At 73.0% G+C, this 14,612-nt stretch carries 15 protein-coding genes; 7 read left to right on the top strand and 8 right to left on the bottom strand.

Annotated elements, in window-relative coordinates:
- Positions 1 to 3 precede the first annotated feature (3 nt).
- The 3 genes from AB0J69_RS30215 to AB0J69_RS30205 are packed head-to-tail and all read right to left on the bottom strand — an operon-like array spanning position 4 to position 2,604.
- Positions 4 to 1,152 (bottom strand): thiolase family protein, encoded by a 1,149-nt coding sequence (locus tag AB0J69_RS30215; protein WP_364123834.1) that lies wholly within the window; start codon positions 1,150 to 1,152, stop codon positions 4 to 6.
- Between the two features lie 46 nt (positions 1,153 to 1,198).
- Positions 1,199 to 1,828 (bottom strand): CoA transferase subunit B, encoded by a 630-nt coding sequence (locus AB0J69_RS30210; RefSeq protein WP_364123832.1) that lies wholly within the window; start codon positions 1,826 to 1,828, stop codon positions 1,199 to 1,201.
- Complete coding sequence (locus AB0J69_RS30205) at positions 1,825 to 2,604, bottom strand: CoA transferase subunit A (protein WP_364123830.1); 780 nt, start codon at positions 2,602 to 2,604, stop codon at positions 1,825 to 1,827. The genes AB0J69_RS30210 and AB0J69_RS30205 overlap by 4 nt, the downstream gene beginning before the upstream one ends.
- Before the next feature lie 114 nt (positions 2,605 to 2,718).
- On the opposite strand from AB0J69_RS30205, the gene AB0J69_RS30200 reads away from it, so the two are divergent.
- Positions 2,719 to 4,182 (top strand): IclR family transcriptional regulator C-terminal domain-containing protein, encoded by a 1,464-nt coding sequence (locus AB0J69_RS30200; RefSeq protein WP_364123828.1) that lies wholly within the window; start codon positions 2,719 to 2,721, stop codon positions 4,180 to 4,182.
- Positions 4,183 to 4,204: 22 nt separating this feature from the next.
- Positions 4,205 to 5,179, top strand: coding sequence for an NAD(P)-dependent alcohol dehydrogenase (locus AB0J69_RS30195; protein WP_364123826.1), 975 nt, complete (start codon positions 4,205 to 4,207; stop codon positions 5,177 to 5,179).
- 20 nt (positions 5,180 to 5,199) lie between these two features.
- Here AB0J69_RS30195 and AB0J69_RS30190 read toward each other — a convergent pair whose 3' ends face one another.
- The 3 genes from AB0J69_RS30190 to AB0J69_RS30180 all read right to left on the bottom strand — a co-directional run bounded on the left by AB0J69_RS30190 (position 5,200) and on the right by AB0J69_RS30180 (position 8,523).
- Positions 5,200 to 6,000 carry a hypothetical protein gene (locus tag AB0J69_RS30190; protein WP_364123824.1) on the bottom strand — a complete coding sequence of 267 codons (801 nt, stop codon included), beginning with the start codon at positions 5,998 to 6,000 and terminating at the stop codon, positions 5,200 to 5,202.
- Positions 5,997 to 6,731 (bottom strand): hypothetical protein, encoded by a 735-nt coding sequence (locus AB0J69_RS30185; protein ID WP_364123822.1) that lies wholly within the window; start codon positions 6,729 to 6,731, stop codon positions 5,997 to 5,999. Before AB0J69_RS30185 ends, AB0J69_RS30190 begins: the two co-directional genes overlap by 4 nt.
- Before the next feature lie 109 nt (positions 6,732 to 6,840).
- The gene (locus tag AB0J69_RS30180; RefSeq protein ID WP_364123820.1) at positions 6,841 to 8,523 is read right to left on the bottom strand and encodes a metallophosphoesterase family protein; all 1,683 of its coding nucleotides are present in this window, start codon (positions 8,521 to 8,523) and stop codon (positions 6,841 to 6,843) included.
- Positions 8,524 to 8,748: 225 nt separating this feature from the next.
- Here AB0J69_RS30180 and AB0J69_RS30175 point away from each other — a divergent pair, with 225 nt between their 5' ends.
- The 4 genes from AB0J69_RS30175 (at position 8,749) to AB0J69_RS30160 (ending at position 12,971) form a co-directional block, all read left to right on the top strand.
- Positions 8,749 to 9,222, top strand: a complete 474-nt coding sequence (locus AB0J69_RS30175) for a hypothetical protein (protein WP_364123818.1) — start codon at positions 8,749 to 8,751, stop codon at positions 9,220 to 9,222.
- 84 nt (positions 9,223 to 9,306) lie between these two features.
- Positions 9,307 to 9,786, top strand: a complete 480-nt coding sequence (locus AB0J69_RS30170; RefSeq protein ID WP_364123816.1) for a (2Fe-2S)-binding protein — start codon at positions 9,307 to 9,309, stop codon at positions 9,784 to 9,786.
- A 3-nt stretch (positions 9,787 to 9,789) separates the two neighbouring features.
- Positions 9,790 to 10,794 (top strand): xanthine dehydrogenase family protein subunit M, encoded by a 1,005-nt coding sequence (locus AB0J69_RS30165; protein WP_364123814.1) that lies wholly within the window; start codon positions 9,790 to 9,792, stop codon positions 10,792 to 10,794.
- The gene (locus AB0J69_RS30160) at positions 10,791 to 12,971 is read left to right on the top strand and encodes a xanthine dehydrogenase family protein molybdopterin-binding subunit (protein ID WP_364123812.1); all 2,181 of its coding nucleotides are present in this window, start codon (positions 10,791 to 10,793) and stop codon (positions 12,969 to 12,971) included. Before AB0J69_RS30165 ends, AB0J69_RS30160 begins: the two co-directional genes overlap by 4 nt.
- Here AB0J69_RS30160 and AB0J69_RS30155 read toward each other — a convergent pair.
- A complete protein-coding gene (locus AB0J69_RS30155) occupies positions 12,952 to 13,626 on the bottom strand; it encodes a phosphatase PAP2 family protein (RefSeq protein ID WP_364123810.1) in 675 nt (224 codons plus the stop codon). The two genes, AB0J69_RS30160 and AB0J69_RS30155, sit on opposite strands and share 20 nt — an antisense overlap.
- Before the next feature lie 194 nt (positions 13,627 to 13,820).
- On the opposite strand from AB0J69_RS30155, the gene AB0J69_RS30150 reads away from it, so the two are divergent.
- Positions 13,821 to 14,255 (top strand): STAS domain-containing protein, encoded by a 435-nt coding sequence (locus tag AB0J69_RS30150; RefSeq protein WP_364123808.1) that lies wholly within the window; start codon positions 13,821 to 13,823, stop codon positions 14,253 to 14,255.
- 48 nt (positions 14,256 to 14,303) lie between these two features.
- Here AB0J69_RS30150 and AB0J69_RS30145 read toward each other — a convergent pair.
- The coding region (locus tag AB0J69_RS30145) for a hypothetical protein (RefSeq protein WP_364123806.1) at positions 14,304 to 14,612 on the bottom strand (309 nt) is incomplete at its 5' end.

Raw genomic sequence — 14,612 nt, 5'->3', positions numbered from 1 at the left:
GCGCTACCTTTCGAGTACGACGGCCAGCCCCTGGCCCACGCCGATGCAGAGACTGGCGAGACCGACGCCCGACCCGGCGGCGGCCAGCCGGTGGGCCACGGTGCCGGTGACGCGGGCGCCGGAGGCACCGAGGGGATGACCGATCGCGATGGCGCCGCCGTCGGGGTTGACGATCGCGGGGTCGAGGTCGGGCAGCTCGGCCAGGCAGCCCAGCACCTGCGCCGCGAACGCCTCGTTCAGCTCGGCGGTCGCCAGGTCGCCGAACCGCTTGCCCGCCTTGGCCAGCGCCCGGCCCGCGGCCTCGACCGGGCCGAGCCCGAAGTAGCGCGGCTCCAGGGCGCTGACGCCGCCGGCCACGATCCTGGCGAGGGGCTCGCGGCCGCGCAGCCCCGCCTCGTCGGTCAGGAGCAGCGCCGCGGCGCCGTCGTTCAGCGGGGAGGAGTTGCCCGCGGTGACGGTGCCGCCGTCCTTGCGGAAGACGGGCTTGAGCTTGGCCAGCGCCTCCAGGGAGGTGTCGTGGCGGATGCCCTCGTCGCGGGTGACCCCGGCGATGGGCACGATCTCCCGCTCGAACGACGCCTTGGCCGCCTTCTGGTGGCTGGCCAGCGCGAACGCGTCCTGCTCGGCCCGGCCGATCCGGTGCTTGTCGGCGATCAGCTCGGCGCCCTCGCCGAGCGCGACGGTGTGCTCCGCGGGCATCGCGGGGTTGACCAGCCGCCAGCCGAGCGTCGTGGAGACCAGCTCCTGGCCGCCCGCCGGGAACGCCTTCTCCGGCTTGGGCAGCACCCACGGCGCGCGGGTCATCGACTCGACGCCGCCCGCGATGACCGTGGAGGCGTCGCCGAGCGCGATCGTCCGGTAGGCCTGGATGACGGCCTCCATGCCGGAGCCGCACAGCCGGTTCACGGTCACGCCGGGCGTGGTCACCGGCAGCCCGGCCAGGATCGCGGCCATGCGGGCGACGTTGCGGTTCTCCTCGCCGGCGCCGTTGGCGTTGCCGAGGACGACCTCGTCGGCGCTGTCGAGCCCGTTGCGCTCGGCCAGCGCCGAGACGACGTGCGCGGCCAGGTCGTCCGGGCGGATCCCGGAGAGCGCGCCGCCGTAGCGGCCGAACGGGGTGCGTACGGCGTCGACGATGTAGACGTGCTTCATGCCGCGTCCCCCAGCTCGTTCTCCATGCCGTCCCTCATGCCGTCCCTCATGCGAGGACCTCCGCGTCTGTACGGTCGCGCAGCTCTTCCACGCTCACCCCCGGCGCGCGTTCCACGAGCGTGAGCCCCTGCTCGGTGACGTCGAGGACCCCGAGGTCGGTGACGATCCGATGCACGCACCCCTGCCCCGTCAGCGGCAGCGAGCACTCCTTGACGACCTTCGGCGAGCCGTCCCTCGCGTTGTGATCCATGATCACGATCACCCTGCGGGCGCCGTGCACCAGGTCCATGGCCCCGCCCATGCCCTTGACCAGCTTGCCGGGGACCATCCAGTTGGCCAGGTCGCCGCGGGCCGAGACCTGCATCGCGCCCAGCACGGCCACGTCGATGTGACCGCCGCGGATCATGCCGAACGACAGCGAGGAGTCGAAGAACGACGCCCCCGGGAGCACGGTGACGGTCTCCTTGCCGGCGTTGATCAGGTCGGGGTCGACGTCATCGGGCCGGGGGTAGGGGCCGACGCCGAGGACGCCGTTCTCCGAGTGCAGGATCACGTCCACGCCCGGCGGCAGGAAGGAGGGGATGCGGGTGGGCAGGCCGATGCCCAGGTTGACGTAGTCGCCGTCGCGCAGCTCGGCTGCCGCCCGCGCGACCATCTCGTCACGGGTCCAGCTCATTCGGCGGCCGTCCCTTGCTCCGGAGGCACGGTGACCGTGCGCTTCTCGATGGATTTGTCGGCCGCCTGCTCGGAGGTGAGCACGAGGACGCGCTGCACGAACACGCCGGGCAGGTGCACCTCGTCGGGATCGAGCTCGGTCAGCTCCTCGACCTCGGCGACCGTGATGCGCCCGGCCATGGCGGCCAGCGGGTTGAAGTTCCTGGAGGACCTGCGGAAGACCAGGTTGCCGTAGCGGTCGCCCCTGGCCGCGCGTACCAGCGCGAAGTCCGTACGGATGCCGTGTTCGAGCACGTACGGGCGGCCGTCGAACTCCCGGACCTCCTTCGGCGGCGAGGCCAGCGCTATCGAGCCGTCGGGGTTGTGGCGCAGCGGCAGGCCGCCGTCGGCCACGGGCGTGCCCACCCCGGCGGGGGTGTAGAAGGCGGGGATGCCGCTGCCGCCCGCGCGCAGCCGCTCGGCCAGGCTGCCCTGCGGGGTGAGCTCGACCTCCAGCTCGCCGGCGAGGTACTGCCGGGCGAACTCCTTGTTGTCGCCGATGTAGGAGGCGGTCACGCGGGCGATGCGGCCGGCCGCGAGCAGGATGCCCAGGCCGCCGCCGTCCACTCCGCAGTTGTTCGACACGACGCCGATGCCGCTCACGCCGGTGTCGTAGAGGGCCTGGATCAGCACGTTGGGGATGCCGCTGAGGCCGAAGCCGCCGACGGCGAACGACGCGCCGTCACGCACGCCGGCCAGCGCCTCCGCGGGCGTGGCGACCACCTTGTCTCTCCGCACGACGCTCCGTTCGAGACGTGTTCGCTCTGCGAACTTTTGTTCACTATTATGTGGTTTCAGTATGTGTATGGGTGGCTGACCTGTCAAAGGTCCCCTCGTCCGTTGGAGGAGCCGATGGAAGCGGCCGGAACCCTGGAGCGCGGGCTGGCCGTGCTGCGCGCCCTGGCGGCCGACCCCACCCGGCCCGCCCGGGCGACGGACCTGGTCCGGGCGACCGGGCTGGCCAGGTCCACGGTGGACCGGGTGCTCGCCACGCTCGTCCACCTCGGCTACCTGCGGGCGGACGGGCGCGACGTGCGGCTCGCGCCGCGCCTGATGGAGCTGGGCGAGGCGTACCTGGCGGGAGCCGGGCTGCGTGACACGCTCGCGCCCCTGGCCGGGCGGCTCGCCGAGGAGCTGGACGAGTCGGTGTCGCTGGCGGTGCCGGACGGGGACGGCGTGCGCTTCGTCGTGCGGTTCACCCGGCGGCGCACGATGTCGGTCACCTTCCGGGTCGGCGACCTGCTGCCCGCCGACCGGTGCGCGGCGGGCCTGGCCCTGCTCGACCCGGCCGCGCCGTGGGCGGAGGACGACCAGCTGGTCGAGCCGGGGCTGATCGCGGTGGCGGTGCCCGTACGCGACGGGGCCGGGCGGGCCGTCTGCGCGGTCAGCGTCGTCAGCCACACCAGCCGGCACACCGCGGCCGGGCTGCGCGACCACTGCCTGCCGGCGCTGCGCAAGGCGGTCGCGGAGATGGAGGCGGCCCTGACCGACGGGACCACCCTGCCGCGCACCGCTCCCGGGGTGGATTCCTCCCGGAGCGTCAAGCAGGAGCTGGGGATGGGTTTCCTGCAGTCGCTGGCGCGCGGGCTGGCCGTCATGGTCGCGCTCGGGTCGGCGCGGGGCGGCCTGACCCTCGCGGACTGCGCCAAGGTGACGGGGCTGCCCCGGGCGACCGTGCGCCGCGCGGTCCAGACCCTGGAGCGCCTCGGCTACGCGACCGCCGACGGGTCCCGGTTCGTGCTGCTGCCCAGGGTGCTGGAGCTCGGGTACGCCCACCTGTCCGGGCTGACGTTCCGCGAGATCGTCCAGCCGCACCTGGCCGACCTGGTGGACCGGGTCCGCGAGTCGGCGTCGGTGGCGGTGCTGTCCGGGGACGACGTGGTGTACGTGGCGCGGGTCCAGACCGTGAGCCTGATGAGCATCGACATCACCGTGGGCACCCGGCTCCCCGCGTACGCGACCTCCATGGGCCGGGTGCTCCTGGCCGAGCTGCCCGAGGAGCGGCTGGCCACGATCGTGCCCCGGCGGCTGTCCGCGCGGACCGTCACCTCCCCCGCCGAGCTGCGGGCGCTGCTGCGGCAGGCCGCCGCGGACGGGTACGCCCTGGTCGACCAGGAGCTGGAGGAGGGCGTGCGATCCATCGCGGTCCCCGTCCGGGACCGGACCGGGCGGGTCGTGGCGGCGGTGAACGTCGCCACGCACGCCGGCCGCGCCACCGACGACACCCTCGTACGCGACGTCCTGCCCGCCCTCCGGGAGACCGCGGCGCGGATGGAGGCCGAGCTCGCCTACACCAGCGTGGCGGCGGACGGCTGAATCCGGTGGCTAGAATCCGGGCATGAAAGCCGCAGTGCGCGCCAGATATGGCCCGCCGGAAGTGGTCAGCGTCTTAGAAATCCAGCAGCCGGTCGTCAAGGACGACGAACTGCTCGTCAAGGTCCGGGCGACCACGCTGAACCGTACGGACTGCGCCATGCGGGCGGCCAAGCCATTCATCTGGCGATTCTTCACCGGCTTCATCAGGCCGAAGGTGCCCGTTCTCGGAACCGAGTTCGCGGGCGAGGTCGAGGCGGTGGGCCGCGACGTCACGCTTTTCCGGGTCGGCGACCGGGTGTTCGGATACAACGACCCCGGATTCGGGGCGCACGCGCAGTACATGTCGATTCCCCAGAGCGGCACGCTGGCGCTCATCCCGGAGGACCTGACATTCGAGGAGGTCGCGCCCAGCACCGAGGGGTCGCACTACGCCCGGTCGCTCATCAGGTCGGCGGGGATCCGGGCCGGCCAGGACGTCCTCGTCCACGGCGCCACCGGGGCCATCGGATCGGCGGCGGTGCAGCTGCTGAACGATCTCGGCGCCCGCGTGACCGCCGTCTGCGGGACCGCGCAGCTCGACCTGGTCCGGAAGCTGGGCGCCGACAAGGTGGTCGACCACACGGCCACGGATTTCACGAAGGACGAGCAGGATTACGACGTCGTCATCGACGCGGTCGGGAAGAGCACGTTCGGGCGGTGCCGGCGGTTGCTGAAACCTCGCGGCGTCTTCATCGCCGCCGATGTGGGGCCCATGTGGCAGAACGTGTTGCTGGCGGTCATCACACCACTGCTCGGCGGCCGGAGGGTCAAATTCCCGCTGCCCAAGCATGACGCGGCGATGGCGGGTGAATTCAAGGAGCTCATCGAATCCGGGAAGTTCCGGCCGGTGATCGACCGGCGATATTCGCTGGACGAGATCGTCGAGGCCTACCGGTACGTCGAGACGGGCCAGAAGACGGGGAACGTCGTGATCAGCGTCGGGCACCCGGAGCAGTGAACCGGCGAAGCGAGCGGCCGTCACGGGGTCAGGGCCGTGACGGCGGTGGCCAGGTAGAGGCAGCCGCCGACGGCCACGGCGACGCCCGCCAGCGCGGGCATCCAGGCCGCCACCGTCCGCAGCGGGCCCAGGCGGGGGGTCCGGCGGCTCAGCACCGCCGCCCCGCTCACCGTCACGATCCCGACGGCGGTCAGCGTGACGGCCATCCCGACGCCGAACGCCAGCACCAGCACGACCGCGTCGAGCGACCGCCCGGTGAGCAGCCCGCTGACCAGCACGATGAACGCCGACGGCGAGGGGACCAGCCCGCCGGAGAGCGCGAGCGCGGTCAGCCCGCGCCGCGACCACGGATCCTCCAGGAGCTCATGCCCGTGGCCGTGCCCATGTCCATGCCCATGCCCGTGCCCGTGGCCATGTCCGTGCCCGTGCCCGTGCCCGCGCTGGTGGGCCTTCCGGCGGCGGAGGTGGCGGTACGTCAGGTGCGCCCCGACACCGATGACGACCACGCCCGCGACCACCTGCAGCCACGCGGTGACGGCCTTGGTGCCGACGGCGGCGGCGCTGCTCAGCCCCACCCAGGCCAGCGCCAGCGCCAGCACGGACACGGTGTGCATCAGCGCCACGACCACCCCGAGCCGCAGGGCGTCGCGGTACCGGCCGTGCGTGCCGATCAGGTACGCCGCCGTCACGCTCTTGCCGTGCCCCGGCGCGACCGCGTGCAATGCCCCCACCCCCAGCGCGACGACCAGCGCCGTCCAGAACGCGCCCGCACCGTCGAACAGCGCGATCAGGTAGTTCTCGGGACCGGTGGTGCCGTTCATCCGCGCACGTCCGCGTGCCCCCGAGCGGATTCGGGGAGCGGGGCCGGCCCGCGCCGCCGCCGGCGCAGCAGGAACGCCGCCAGCGCCCCGAGCGCGGCCACCAGCGCGATGACCGGCACCGCGAGGGGCACGCCACCGGCCGCCGACGGGTCGAACCGCAGCCGCCGCGTGTCGGCCGCCGCCGTGAGCAGCGCCTGCGCCGGCTCGGCGGGCGTGTCGGCGGTGAGCATGGTGCGGTACGCCTCGTGCAGATCGGCCAGCGCGCTGATCCGGACGTCGACCGCCGACACCGGCTCCGGGCACTCGAAGCTGAACCTGGCACCCTGGGCGAGCAACCGCTCCAGCGGGGCCAGTTCCCCCGCGCAGGGCCGCCCGTCCTGGGTCACCCCGATGCGGGCCAGCAGGTAGTCGCGTACGGCGGCGGAGCGGGCCAGCTTCTGCTCGCCGGTCAGGGTGGTGTCGGCGCCCGCCGCCGGGTCCTCGAACGCGCCGACCGAGCGGCCGAGCGCCACCCAGTCGTCCTCGGCCGGCAACCAGGTGAGCGTCACCCGGGAGCCGTCGGCGGCGATCCTGGCCGTGGACGGCGGCCCGAACGGGTGCGCCACCGCCGCAGCATGCGCGGGCGCCACCATCGCGGGGACCATTGCAGGGACCGTCGCGGGGACGAGGGCGAGCGCCGTGGCGAGGGCGGTGAGGGGCGCGCGCAGGCGGGTGATCAGGGGAAGGGTCAAGGGGAAGCTCCTGTACGGAACCCGGATGGAGCAGTGCCGGCGAGCACGGCAACCGCAGGTGCGCGGCGTGACCCCGCCGTACGGACGGCACGGCCCCACCCGGGGTGGATCACTTGGTCACGGTGATGGCGGGACTGGTGATCTTCTGGTGCTCACTGTCCAGGTAGACCACGTACGTGCCGTCCCGCTTCGCGGTGACGGGCACCCGGACGGTCTGCTCGATCCGGCCCAGCTCATCGGCCTTCTCGTAGCCGATCAGCGTGCCGTTGCGGCCGTTCCAGGCACCGCCGCGGCGCGCCTCGTCGTCCTGCTCGCGCCACCAGACGGCCACCTTCTCGCCCGGGTCGTAGCCGAAGGCCGAGACCTTGAGCGTCTCCAGGCGCCGCACCGAGGTCTTGTCGACGATGACCTGCTCGCCGACGGTGTTCTCGGGGGTGCGGATGTCGTTGACGGTGCGCTCGCCCTTGTCGTTCTTGCGGATGACGAACCCGTCGTGGTGCTCGCCGTTGGCGTAGCGGGCCTCGAAGGTGATGGTGTCCTCGGCGACGTCGATGAGCTGGTACAGCTGCGTGTTCTGGCTGGTGCTGCGCACCTCGGCGCCGTTGCCGGTCCAGTTCTCGCCGCCGTTGAGCGCGTACATCTTGCCGCCGGAGACCGACACCACGTACGGGACGCCGTTGTGCACGGTGGCCGACTTGCGCGCCGCGACCTGGTTGCCGCGCCCGTACGAGTGGTCGTGGCCCTGAAGCACCAGGTCCACGCCGTACTTCTCCAGCAGGGGCGCCCACTGCGCGCGGACGTTCGGGTTGTTGCGGGTGCCCGTGGTGGAGTAGACGGGGTGGTGGAAGGTCACCACGGTCCACTTGTTCGGGTTGTCCTTGAGCAGGCCCTCCAGCCAGGCGGTCTGGGCCGCCATCAGCGTGGCGTTGCTCTGGTAGTTGGTGTCCAGGCCGATGAACCGTACGCCCTGGTAGTCAAGGGTGTAGACGGTCTGCTTGAGCTCGGCGTTGCCCGGCCCGTTGTCCGGGTACGGGAACTGCGGCCGCCAGAACGTCGACAGGCCGCCGCTGTACTCGTGGTTGCCCGGAATCGAGATGTTGTTGACCTGGCCGTCGATGAAGCCGCCGGCCTTGAACCACTGGCCCCACTGCTCCTCGCTGTTGGCGGAGTCGATGAGGTCGCCGGCGTTGACGATCGCCTTGGCCTGCGGCCGGTCGGCGAACGCCTGGCGGAACACGCGCGGCACCGCGGAGTCGATGTAGTTCTGGGCGTCACCGTAGTAGATGAACGAGAACGGCTCGAAGCCGGCGGCGGCGGTGGTGAAGTCGGTCCAGGCGCTCCAGTTGGTGCCGTCACCGACGCGGTAGGTGTAGCGGGTGTTCGGCTGCAGGCCGGTGAACTCGACGGTGTGGTACGTGGAGGCGTACCCGAGCGTGGTGTTGACCGGGGTGCTGGCGCTGGCCCTGACGTCGGTCACCGCGCCCGCGGCCGGCTGGACCTGGCCGAGCGCGCGCGGCGCCTGCAGGATCTGGGCCATGGCGGTGTCGGCGGTGGCCTCGGCGCGCCACGTCACGCGCTGGGTGGTGGCCGGCGTGGTGGTGGGGATGAGGATGATGCGGTCCGGGATCGGGGTGGGCTTGTGCACCTCGGCCGCGGGATAGACGGGCGGTGCCGCCGCGCCGATCGCCGCCGGGCCGAAGGCTAACGCGCCGACCAGCAGCACGCCGGTGCCGACGGCCGCGAGCTTCGCTTGCCGGGACCCGAACGGCCGCGACTTCGTGGGCTGATTCACTTCTGGTTCACTCCATCGAGAAGCGGACTCGCCCATCCGCGAGTTGCGGGATGGACGCCAGCGCATTCACCCAGGCATCTCTGACGATCATCTGTCCCGCGCTTGTCCGGCAGATGAATTCATGATCGGAAATATGGCGGTAATCGGTTGTTTGTCCGTTGTTTCCCCGGCGCGTCCTACGATCGGCGATCGGTCGATCATGCGCGCGGGCCGGGAGGTGAACGGATGGCGGTGACCCGCCGGTGGGGGCTGCTGCCCGCCGTGGCGGCGCTCGGGACGCTGTTCGTGGTGCCGCCCGCGCAGCCGGTCGTCAAGACGGAGACCTTCATGACGGCGGAGACGACCGGGCTCCTGCTGATCGAGGGCGGGGAGTGCTTCAGCGATCCGACGTACTCGCCGGGGGCGGGCGAGCGGATCGTGCTCTACACGCCCTGCGCCGGCGGCGCGGACAACCAGTCGTACGGCTTCACCCACGCCCCCGACGGCCCGTACGACCGGGCGGCGCTGACCTCGTTCGCCTGGAAGAGCTGCGGTGAGCTCTACACCGAGCTGTGGGGCGGCACCCGCGTCGACGGCCTCGACCACTACCCGATCATGCCGACCGCCGAGACCTGGGCCGACGGCGACCGCGACGTGATGTGCGCCGTCTACCGCCGCACCGGCCGCCTCACCGGATCGGCGCTGCCCGCCCAGCGCTGAGCTCCGCGAACCGCCGGGAATCTTGACTCGCATTTGTCATGCCATATGGGGATCGGTGTGACGTGGCGGATTAGCGTGGCGCCTATGACCTCGGAGGTGACGACCGGGTTCACGGTGAACGGCAGGGCCGTCCGCCTGGACCTCGACCCGAGAGAGTCGCTGCTCGACGTCCTTCGGGAGCGGCTGGGACTGACCGGGTCGAAGAAGGGCTGCGATCACGGGCAGTGCGGCGCCTGCACGGTGCACGTGGACGGGCGCCGCGTCGTGTCCTGCCTGCTCCCGGCCGTGCAGGTGAACGGCGGATCGGTGACCACGATCGAGGGCGTGACCGGCCCCGGCGACGAGCTGCACCCGCTGCAGCAGGCGTTCGTGGACCACGACGCCCTGCAGTGCGGCTACTGCACGCCTGGCCAGGTGATGTCCGGGCTGGCCTGCATCGCCGAAGGGCACGCCGGCGACGACGACGAGATCCGCGAGTACATGAGCGGCAACCTGTGCCGGTGCGGTGCGTACACCGGCATCCTGGCGGCGGTGCGCGAGGCCGCCGGCCGGCGGGAGGGCTGAGCCGTGCGCTCGTTCTCATACGCCGCCCCGGCCACCCTCGACGAGGCCGTGCGCGCCCTCGCGGAGGCGGGGCCGGGCGCGAAGGTGCTGGCCGGCGGGACCACGCTGTACGACCTGATGAAGCTGGACATCGAGACCCCGCCCGCCGTCGTGGACGTCCGCGCCCTGCGCGAGCTGGCCGGCATCGACACCGCCGGGCAGGAGGAGCTGTCGTTCGGCGCCGGGGCGCTGATGGCCGACGTGGCGGCGGACCCGGTGCTGCGGCGCGACTACCCGGCGCTGGCGGAGTCCCTGGCCAAGGCCGCCTCGCAGCAGCTGCGCAACATGGCGACGGTCGGCGGGAACCTGCTCCAGCGCACCCGGTGCGCGTACTTCCGGGGCGGCCCGGCCTTCCCGTGCAACAAGCGGCAACCGGGCAGCGGCTGCGCGGCGATCGGCGGCCTGGACCGCGGGCACGCCCTGCTCGGCGGCAGCGACGCCTGCATCGCCACCTATCCCGGGGACTGGGCGGTCGCGCTGATCGCGTTCGACGCGGTCCTGGACGTGGCGGGGCCGCGCGGCGAGCGCACGCTCGCGCTGGCCGACCTGCACGTGGAGCCGGGGGACACGCCGGCCAGGGAGCACACGCTGGACTGGGACGAGATCGTCACGCGCATCCGCGTGCCGGTGACGGCCGCCGGGCGCGGCTCGACCTACCACAAGGTCCGGGACCGGGAGTCGTACGCGTTCGCCCTGGCCTCGGCGGCCGTGGCGGTGACGCTGGACGGCGGCGGCGCGGTCGAGGAGTGCCGCATCGCGGTGGGCGGCGTCGCCACCCGCCCCTGGCGCTGCCACGACGCGGAGCGCGAGCTGGCCGGCGCGGTGCTGGACCGGCGGAGCGCGCGCCGGGCCGGCGAGGCCGCGTTCGCGGGCGCCCGTCCGGGCACGCACAACGCCTTCCGGGTCGAGCTGGGGATCCGCACCGTCGCCGAGGCGCTGCGGATCGCCGGGGAGAGGGCCGTACCATGATCGGAGACGGCATCCGGCGCGTCGGCGCCAGGGAGAAGGTGACCGGGGCGGCGCGCTACGGCACCGACCGCACCCCGCCCGGGCTCGCGTACGCCATGCCCGTCGTCGCCACCGTCGGCAAGGGCCGCATCACGCGCCTCGACACGGCGCGGGCCGCGGCCGTCCCCGGCGTGCTGCTGATCCTGTCGCACCTCGACGACCTGGGCATCACCCCGGCGGGCTACATCATGCACGACGGCTACGCCTTCCAGAGCCTGCAGCCGCTGCTGGACGACCGCATCGCCTACCGGGGGCAGCCGATCGCGCTGGTCGTGGCCGACACGCTGGTCGCCGCCACGGAGGCGGCCGGGCTGGTGCGGGCCGAGTACGACACGGAGCCGTTCGCGGTTGAGCTGGCCGCCGAAGGCACCGAGACCGTGCTCCAGCAGGAGGCGCTCCCGCTGCCGTTCCTCGCCGACGTCGTGGTGGGCGACGCCGACGGCGGGTACGACCGCAGCCCGGTCCGGGTGGACGAGGTCTACGAGGCCGGCCCGCAGCACCAGGTGCCGATGGAGCTGATCGGGGGCGTGGTCGACTGGCGCGGGGACACCGTGGTCGTGCACGAGGGCACGCAGAGCGTGGGGGCGCTGCGCGGCGGCCTGGCCAGGCAGCTCGGCATCGACCCCGACGACGTCCGGGTCATGGCGCCGTACGTGGGCGGCGCGTTCGGGCAGAAGAACGCGCTGCAGCCGCACATCGCGCCGCTGGCGGTCGCCGCCCGCCGGCTCGGCCGCCCGGTCAAGCTGGTGCTGCCCCGGGCCCACACCTTCCACGCGGCCAGCTTCCGCCCCGCCAGCCGCCACCGCGTACGCCTCGGCGCCGACCGCTCGGGCCGGCTGCTCGCCGCGATCCACGAGGTGGACCAGCAGGCCTCCCGGCACGACCTGCTCCCCGCGTCCTACACCGAGATCACCTCGCGCCTGTACGACATCCGCAACTTCCGCGGCCGGCAGCGGCACGTCCGGACCGACGCGCAGACCCCTGGTTACATGCGCGCGCCGTTCAAGCATCCGGCCGTGTTCGCGCTGGAGTCGGCCATCGACGAGATCGCCCACGCCACCGGCCGCGATCCGGTCGAGCTGCGCCTGTCCAACGACGCCCGCGCGGACCCGGTGACGGGCAAGCCGTTCTCCTCCCGGCATCTGGCCGCGTGCCTGCGCCGGGGCGCGGAGCTGTTCGGCTGGGCGGAGCGCGCGCCGGATCCCTGCTCCATGCGCGAGGACGACGGGACGCTGGTCGGGTGGGGGGTGGCGGCGGGCGCGTACCCGTCGCTCACGGTGCCGACCCTCGCCCGGCTGCGCGCCGACCCGGCCGGCCACGTCCTGGTCCAGGTGGGCGGGCACGAGTTCGGCCAGGGCATCACGACCACCCTCGTCGCCGCCGTCGCGGGCGATCTCGGCCTGGCCCCCGACGCCGTGCGCGTCGACGTCGGCGACACCCGGTCCGTGCCGCATCACCTGACCGCGGGCGCGTGGGGGACGAACAGCACGCTGCTGGCGGTGCACGCCGCGCTGCGCGACCTGCGGCGAAAGGTGGGCGCCGGGCCCGAGGGGCCGGTGGACCTGGCGGCGGCCGTCAGGGCGACCGGCGGGGAGGAGGTGGTGGTCGAGGCCGTCACCCAGGCGCCCGGCCAGCCGCCGGAGATGATCGACCGGATGCGGGCGGGCCTGGTCGCGCCGGCCGGCCCCGAGTACCCCGCCCACGTCTCCTTCAGCTTCATCGCCCACTTCGCCGAGGTGCGGGTGGAGCCCGCCACGCGGCGCGTACGCGTGCCCCGGGTGGTCAGCGTGGCCGACTGCGGCCGGGTGGCCAGCCCGGTGACCGCCGACGCGCAGGTACGCGGCGGGGTGGTGTGGGGCATCGGCGCGGCGCTGCGCGAGCGCAGCGAGGTCGATCCGCGGTACGGCGGCTTCGTCAACAACGACCTGGCCGACTACGTGATCCCGGTCAACGCCGACATCGGCCGGATCGAGGTCGACTTCATCGACGAGCCGGACTTCGTGCTCAACCCGATGGGGGTCAAGAACCTCGGCGAGGTGGCCCTGGTCGGGGTCGCGCCCGCCATCGCCAACGCCGTCTTCCACGCCACCGGCCGCCGCCTGCGCCGCCTGCCGATCCTCATCGAGGACCTGCTGTGACCCCCGGCTCGGCCGTGACCCGGGGCCGGTGGAGGATCGCGCGGGCGGCCATGACGAGACAGCCGGCGCCGAGCAGCAGCCCCCAGACCACGTCGGTGACGAAGTGCAGGCCCCGGTAGAGCCGGGAGAAGCTCACCACGAGCACCGCCGCGACCGCGAGCACCCAGATCGCCACCCGGGCCGGCCGGCCGCGGGCGCGCGTGGCCAGGATGAGCGCGAGCCCGCAGTAGAAGGCGACGGCGGCGCTGACGTGACCCGACGGGAAGCTGGAGGTGGGCGGGGCCTCGTCGAGGTGCCGGACGGGCGGGCGGTGGCGGCCGACGAGCTCGGTGGTGGCCAGGAAGATCAGCGATTGGCTCCAGACGGCCGCGATCAGGAAGATCGGCTCGCGCCAGGCGCCGTGCCGGAGCCTGAGGGCGATCACCGCCGCCACGGTGAGCGCCACGATGTACGGGGTGTCCGACAGGCTGCTGCCGAGGTCGGTAAGCGTGTTCCCCAGCGAGGTGCGGCCGGCGGCCAGGGCCCGGTTGACGGCCGCCTCGCCGGTGGGCCGGCCCATGACCAGCATGCCCGCGCCGTACGTGGTCGCCGCCAGCAGCAGCATCGGCATCAAGATCGATAACGCGTAGTACCTGACGTCCTCGGACCTGATCACCGATCACTCCCTCGCTCACCGGCGAGGCGGGCCCGCGGCCCCCGTCCCGCCGCCACGGAGGCCACGGACGCCACGGACGCCACGACCGTGATCGGCCGCCCTTCCTCGATGCGCATCCGCCCTCGGCTACCCCGCCGGGGAGCGTTGATTCCCACCACGGGGGGCGGGAGGGGCGTGCTCGGCGGGTCGCCAGTATGCCAATCCTGTCCTGGGAGCGGGTTACGACTTTTATTGCACTATGCAAATATAAGGACGGCGAACCGTTGGAGCGGAGGGGTGGAATGGCAAACGCGCAGTGTACCGGCTTCACCTGGATCGTCACGCAGCGTGACGGTGTGGCTGTCCTGAGTCCCGAAGGGGATCTGGACCTGGCCACGATGGAGGAGTTCCGCAACGGGCTGGCCCAGGCGATGAAGTGCCACAGGCCGCCGCTCGTCGTCGTCGACCTCCAGGGGGTCGGCTTCTGCGACTCCTCGGGGCTGAACACACTGATCTGGGCCGCCAACACCGTGGAGGCCGCGGGTGGGCGGCTCCAGCTGAGCGGCGCGGGTCCCCGGGTGACGCGGCTGCTGCGCCTGACCGGGCTGGACCGGCGGTTCTCTCCCTGCGACACGCCGGCCGCGTCGTAGCGGGGCTCCGGAAGCCCCGCGCGGACCCGGCCGGCGCGCCGCCGCCGGTCAGCGGGGTCCGACGACCAGGCGCGGGTGCTTGTACACGCGCCAGCCGCCCGCGCCGTACCCGAAGTTGCCGATCTTCAGGTCCAGGCTCCCGAACGCGCCCTTGCCGTTGTTGAACGAGACCCACGCGCCCGCGTGGCCGAAGCCGAGGACGTCCGCCTGGCGGTCGCCGGTGAGGTCGGCGACGAAGCGCGGATGGCGCTCCACCCGCCAGCCGCCCGCCGCGTAACCGAAGTTCCCGAGCACGAGCTGCGGCGCCTGGAACGTCCCGTTGCCGTTGTTGAGGGAAACCCACACCCCCGCGTCGCC

Origin of the sequence: Nonomuraea sp. NPDC049709 (genome assembly GCF_040674815.1) — a bacterium.
Taxonomy (GTDB): domain Bacteria; phylum Actinomycetota; class Actinomycetes; order Streptosporangiales; family Streptosporangiaceae; genus Nonomuraea.
The sequence above is the reverse complement of the archived record's forward strand: the minus strand, read 5'-3'. Positions and strand labels throughout refer to the sequence as shown.